General features: G+C 63.1%; 3 protein-coding genes and 2 rRNA genes (1 of these 5 only partly in view). 1 reads left to right on the top strand and 4 read right to left on the bottom strand.

Going from position 1 to position 5000, the window contains the following annotated elements; all coding sequences use genetic code 11:
- Positions 1-172: 172 nt before the first annotated feature.
- The gene (locus tag ACFOPH_RS21975; protein WP_379737247.1) at positions 173-2044 is read left to right on the top strand and encodes a sigma-54-dependent Fis family transcriptional regulator; all 1872 of its coding nucleotides are present in this window, start codon (positions 173-175) and stop codon (positions 2042-2044) included.
- A gap of 18 nt (positions 2045-2062) precedes the next feature.
- Here ACFOPH_RS21975 and ACFOPH_RS21970 read toward each other — a convergent pair whose 3' ends face one another.
- The 4 genes from ACFOPH_RS21970 to ACFOPH_RS21955 form a co-directional block, all read right to left on the bottom strand.
- On the bottom strand, positions 2063-2461 hold the full coding sequence (locus ACFOPH_RS21970) for a DUF779 domain-containing protein (protein WP_379737245.1): 399 nt from the start codon (positions 2459-2461) through the stop codon (positions 2063-2065).
- 56 nt (positions 2462-2517) lie between these two features.
- Positions 2518-4038 (bottom strand): aldehyde dehydrogenase, encoded by a 1521-nt coding sequence (adh, locus tag ACFOPH_RS21965; protein ID WP_379737243.1) that lies wholly within the window; start codon positions 4036-4038, stop codon positions 2518-2520.
- A gap of 340 nt (positions 4039-4378) precedes the next feature.
- Positions 4379-4491, bottom strand: a 5S ribosomal RNA gene (gene rrf, locus ACFOPH_RS21960).
- Between the two features lie 116 nt (positions 4492-4607).
- A 23S ribosomal RNA gene (locus ACFOPH_RS21955) occupies positions 4608-5000 on the bottom strand; it runs 2499 nt beyond the window's last position.

Genomic DNA, 5000 nt, shown 5'->3' with positions numbered 1-5000 from the left:
AGGCGCACCGTCGTGCGTGCACTCAGTGTTTGTCCTGCACGCGGCGCAGTGCTACATTAGCCAGCAGTCGACTTCCACCAGACAGAGCCGCGACACAGGGCCAACCAGGAGACATGGAATGACGTATTGCCACGCTACGCCCTTGCGCGACGGCTCGGCGCGAATGCCGGATATGACCGCCATGATCGGCACTTCGCACCGTCGCTCCCAGCAATATGGCTTGACCCCGGATGCCCGGCCGGACTTCAGTCCGCTCTGCCGGGCCGACCTGTCTTCCTTGCTCGACGGGAATCGCCGGTTGGTCGACCATGCACTTCCCGTCATGGAAACCCTGTACCAGCAGATCGCCAACACCCAGCACATGGTCCTGCTGACCGATGCCGAGGGCGCCATCGTGCATGCGCTCGGCGACGCCGACTTCCTCGAGAAAGCCAGCCGCGTCGCCTTGACGCCAGGCGTGACCTGGTCCGAGGCGAGCAAGGGCACCAATGCAATCGGCACCGCGATCGCCGAACAGGCGCCGGCCATGGTGCACGCGGATCAGCATTTCCTCGCGGCGAACCACTTCCTTACCTGCTCGGCGGCGCCCATACTCGATCATCGGGGTCATCTGGCCGGGGTGCTCGATGTGAGCGGCGACCGCCGCGGCTTCCACCAGCACACCATGGCCCTGGTGCGCATGTCGGCGCTGATGGTGGAGAACCAGCTGTTCACCGCCGCTTTCGACGACGCGATCACCCTGCACTTCCATACGCGCCCGGAATTCATCGGCACGCTGATGGAAGGCATTGCCTCGTTCACGCCGGGTGGACGCTTTCTCTCGGCCAATCGGGCGGCGTTGTCGCAATTCGGCCTGCCCATCCCGGCCCTGCGAGCGCATACCTTCAGCTCGCTGTTCGACCTGCCCCTGTCCGCGCTGTACGACCACTACCGCGCGGCGGCTCCTGGCTTGCTCGACTTGCGCATGCATGGCGGCATGCGGGTGCGCGCCCGTGCTGAACTGCGACTCGCTCGCGGCACGCAGGTCTTGGCCGCCGAGGCGGCAGCGGGTCAGCGGCACGCGAAAGCGGCACCTGATCGGGTTTCGCGTCTGCGCCAGCTGGACACCGGGGACCAGACACTCGCGCGCGTGCTCGACAAGGTCGCCAAGGTACTGGGCCGCGACGTGCCTATCCTGGTTACCGGCGAGACCGGCACCGGCAAGGAATTGCTGGCCCGCGCGATCCACGCCGATTCGCCCCGTGCGGATGCGGCTTTCGTAGCGGTCAACTGCGCGGCGATCCCGGACACGTTGATCGAGTCCGAGCTGTTCGGCTATGAGGAAGGCGCCTTCACCGGCGCACGCAAGAAAGGTTCGGTCGGCCATATCCAGCAGGCGCATGGTGGCACCCTCTTCCTTGACGAGATCGGCGACATGCCCTTGCCGCTGCAGGCCCGCCTGCTGCGCGTACTACAGGAGCGCGTCGTCACGCCGCTGGGGGGACGGCCGGTGCCGGTCGACCTGCAGCTGGTCTGCGCAAGCAATCACGACCTGCGTCAGCGCATCGCCGCCGGGTTATTCCGCGAAGACCTGTATTACCGACTCAACGGGCTGGTCGTCAAGCTACCGCCGCTGCGCGAGCGTAGCGACCTCGAGACGGTGACGAACAAGCTCCTGGCGGCTGGGAACCCGGACGCGGGCTGCAGTGTGTCGCCAGAAGTACTACGGCTGTTCCGCCAGCATCGCTGGCCCGGCAACCTGCGGCAGCTCGCCAGTCTGCTGCGCACGGCGGCGATCATGGCGGGAAACGGCGCGCAGATCCAGGTACAGCATCTGCCCGACGACTTCCTGGAGGAGCTCGCCGGAATGGACGAGGCGCCGCCGGAGCCAGCCGCGCCGCAGGCGCACCCGGCAGGTATCAGGCTGGGCGAGGTGGAGCGGGCGGCAATGCTGCAGGCGCTCGCAGCCAACCAGGGTAATGTCTCCGCCGCAGCGCGAGCCCTTGGCGTATCACGCAATACTTTCTATCGCAAGCTGCCGCACCTGAAACAATGCGCCCGCTGAACCGGTGCGTGGCCCTGATCAGGGGACGGCGTCGCCGTGCCGGCGCGGCGGCCGTGACCGCAGCAGTGCACACTCGGCGTCGCTGAACAGGCGCGACCGCGTCAGGAAGCGGCGCCCGGTGCCGTTATCGAGCGAGAACATGCCGCCGTTGCCGGCGACGACATCGATGATCAGCTGGGTATGCTCCCAATAGGCGAACTGCTCGCTGCCGATATAGAAGGGAGTGCCGTCGAGTTCTCCCAGGCAGACATCGCTGTCGCCCAATTGAAACTCGCCATCCGCCCAGCACATCGGCGCGCTGCCGTCGCAGCAGCCGCCGGACTGGAAAAACATCAGGGGTCCGTGGCGCCGGCGTAGTTCGTCGATGAAAGCCAGTGCCGCGGGTGTCGCGGTAACGCGTTCGACCGTCTTGGTCATGATGGCTCCTCGGCGGAGGGAGGCGCCGCATGGCGCCTTCCCTTCCTGACGTCACTTCAGAAGAAGCCCAGCGCTTTCGGGCTGTAGCTGACCAGGAGGTTCTTGGTCTGCTGATAGTGGTCGAGCATCATCTTGTGATTCTCGCGGCCGATGCCCGACTGCTTGTACCCGCCGAACGCGGCATGCGCCGGATACAGGTGGTAGCAGTTGGTCCACACGCGCCCAGCCTGGATGGCGCGGCCGACACGGAAGGCGCGGCTGCCGTCGCGCGTCCAGAGGCCGGCGCCGAGACCGTACAAGGTATCGTTGGCGATGCGCAGCGCGTCGGCTTCGTCCTTGAAGGTCGTTACCGAGACCACGGGACCGAAGATTTCTTCCTGGAAGATGCGCATGTTGTTCTCGCCCTTGAACACGGTCGGGCGCACGTAGTAGCCGCTGGCCAGGTCGCCATCGTGGCTGGCGCGTTCGCCGCCGGCGAGCACTTGCGCGCCTTCCTGGCGGCCGATGTCGAGGTAGGACAGGATCTTTTCCAGCTGTTCCTGCGAAGCCTGGGCGCCGATCATGGTCGATTCGTCGAGCGGATTGCCGGCCTTGATCTTCGCCACGCGATCGAGCGCGCGCTCGATGAAACGTTCGTAGATCGACTCCTGGATCAACACGCGCGACGGGCAGGTGCAGACTTCGCCCTGGTTCAACGCGAACATGGCAAAACCTTCCAGGCACTTGTCGAAGAACTCGTCGTCGGCATCCATCACATCCGCGAAGAAAATGTTCGGCGACTTGCCGCCCAGCTCGAGGGTGACCGGAATCAGGTTCTGGGCGGCGTACTGCATGATCAGGCGGCCGGTGCCGGTTTCACCAGTGAAGGCGATCTTGGCGATGCGCTTGCTGGAGGCGAGCGGTTTGCCGGCTTCGAGGCCAAAACCGTTGACGACGTTGAGCACGCCCTCGGGCAGCAGGTCGCCGATCAGCTCGATGAGCACCATAATCGAGGCCGGGGTTTGCTCCGCCGGTTTCAGGACGACGCAGTTGCCAGCGGCCAGGGCGGGCGCGAGCTTCCAGACCGCCATCAGGATCGGGAAGTTCCACGGAATGATCTGGCCGACCACGCCGAGCGGCTCATGGAAATGGTAGGCATAGGTCTCGTGGTCGATGGTCGAGATCGCGCCTTCCTGGGTGCGGATGCAGCTGGCGAAGTAACGGAAATGGTCGATCGCCAGTGGCAGGTCGGCTGCCATCGTTTCGCGGATCGGCTTGCCGTTGTCGACGGTTTCCGCCGTCGCGAGCATCTTGATGTTCTGCTCCATGCGGTCGGCGATGCGGTTCAGGATATTGGCGCGCTCCGCGGGCGAGGTCTTGCCCCAGGCATCCTTGGCGGCGTGGGCAGCGTCCAGGGCCAGTTCGATGTCCTCGGCCGTCGAGCGCGCGACCTCGCAGAAGGGCTGCCCAGTGATCGGGGTGACGTTGGCAAAGTATTCGCCCTTGACCGGCGCCACGAAGCGGCCGCCGATGTAGTTGTCGTAGCGCTGGCGGAAGGGATTGGCGACGCCGAGTTTGCTGATGTCCGCGAGATTCATGTCGTCCTCTTTCTCTGGTTGGTGTTGTTGACCGGCGCAGCGCCGGCGTGCTTTTGCGAGCACATCACCGTCGTGCAAGCGCCGTGCCAGCGCGTTTGCCAGAGGATCCAGAGGAAACGGTGCGATTCGACGAAAGCCAGGTCGTCGCGTTCTGGTACAGGCTGTACCAGTTTGGAGCAAGCCGATGCAACAGTAGGGTGGGCTCTCGAGCCCACGCGGTCTCACCGGTCGAATGCCGGCGACATGGAAAGAAGGGAGACTGGGGAAAATCCGAGATCCAAAACAAAAAACCCCGCCGAGTAATAACTCGACGGGGTTTTTGCTTACTACTTATTAACTAGCCTGACGATAACCTACTTTCACACTGGTTGCAGCACTATCATCGGCGCAAAGTCGTTTCACGGTCCTGTTCGGGATGGGAAGGGGTGGGACCGACTTGCTATGGTCATCAGGCATGACTTGTACGAGTTTCGCTCACTCATGTGAGCGCCACTCTGAATCTGGAAGAAGTATGGGTAGCCTGTATCAACAAACAGCGCTGTATTCCTGACTATACCTGCTAAGGTTATAGGGACAAGCCGTACGGGCAATTAGTACTGGTTAGCTTAATGCATTACTGCACTTCCACACCCAGCCTATCAACGTCCTGGTCTCGAACGACCCTTCAAGGAGCTCAAGGCTCCGGGAAATCTCATCTTAAGGCAAGTTTCCCGCTTAGATGCTTTCAGCGGTTATCTCTTCCGAACTTAGCTACCCGGCAATGCCACTGGCGTGACAACCGGTACACCAGAGGTTCGTCCACTCCGGTCCTCTCGTACTAGGAGCAGCCCCCTTCAAATTTCCAACGCCCACGGCAGATAGGGACCAAACTGTCTCACGACGTTTTAAACCCAGCTCACGTACCACTTTAAATGGCGAACAGCCATACCCTTGGGACCGGCTACAGCCCCAGGATGTGATGA

Origin of the sequence: Massilia haematophila (assembly GCF_042647645.1) — a bacterium.
Classification (GTDB): domain Bacteria; phylum Pseudomonadota; class Gammaproteobacteria; order Burkholderiales; family Burkholderiaceae_D; genus Telluria; species Telluria haematophila.
The sequence above is the reverse complement of the archived record's forward strand: the minus strand, read 5'-3'. Positions and strand labels throughout refer to the sequence as shown.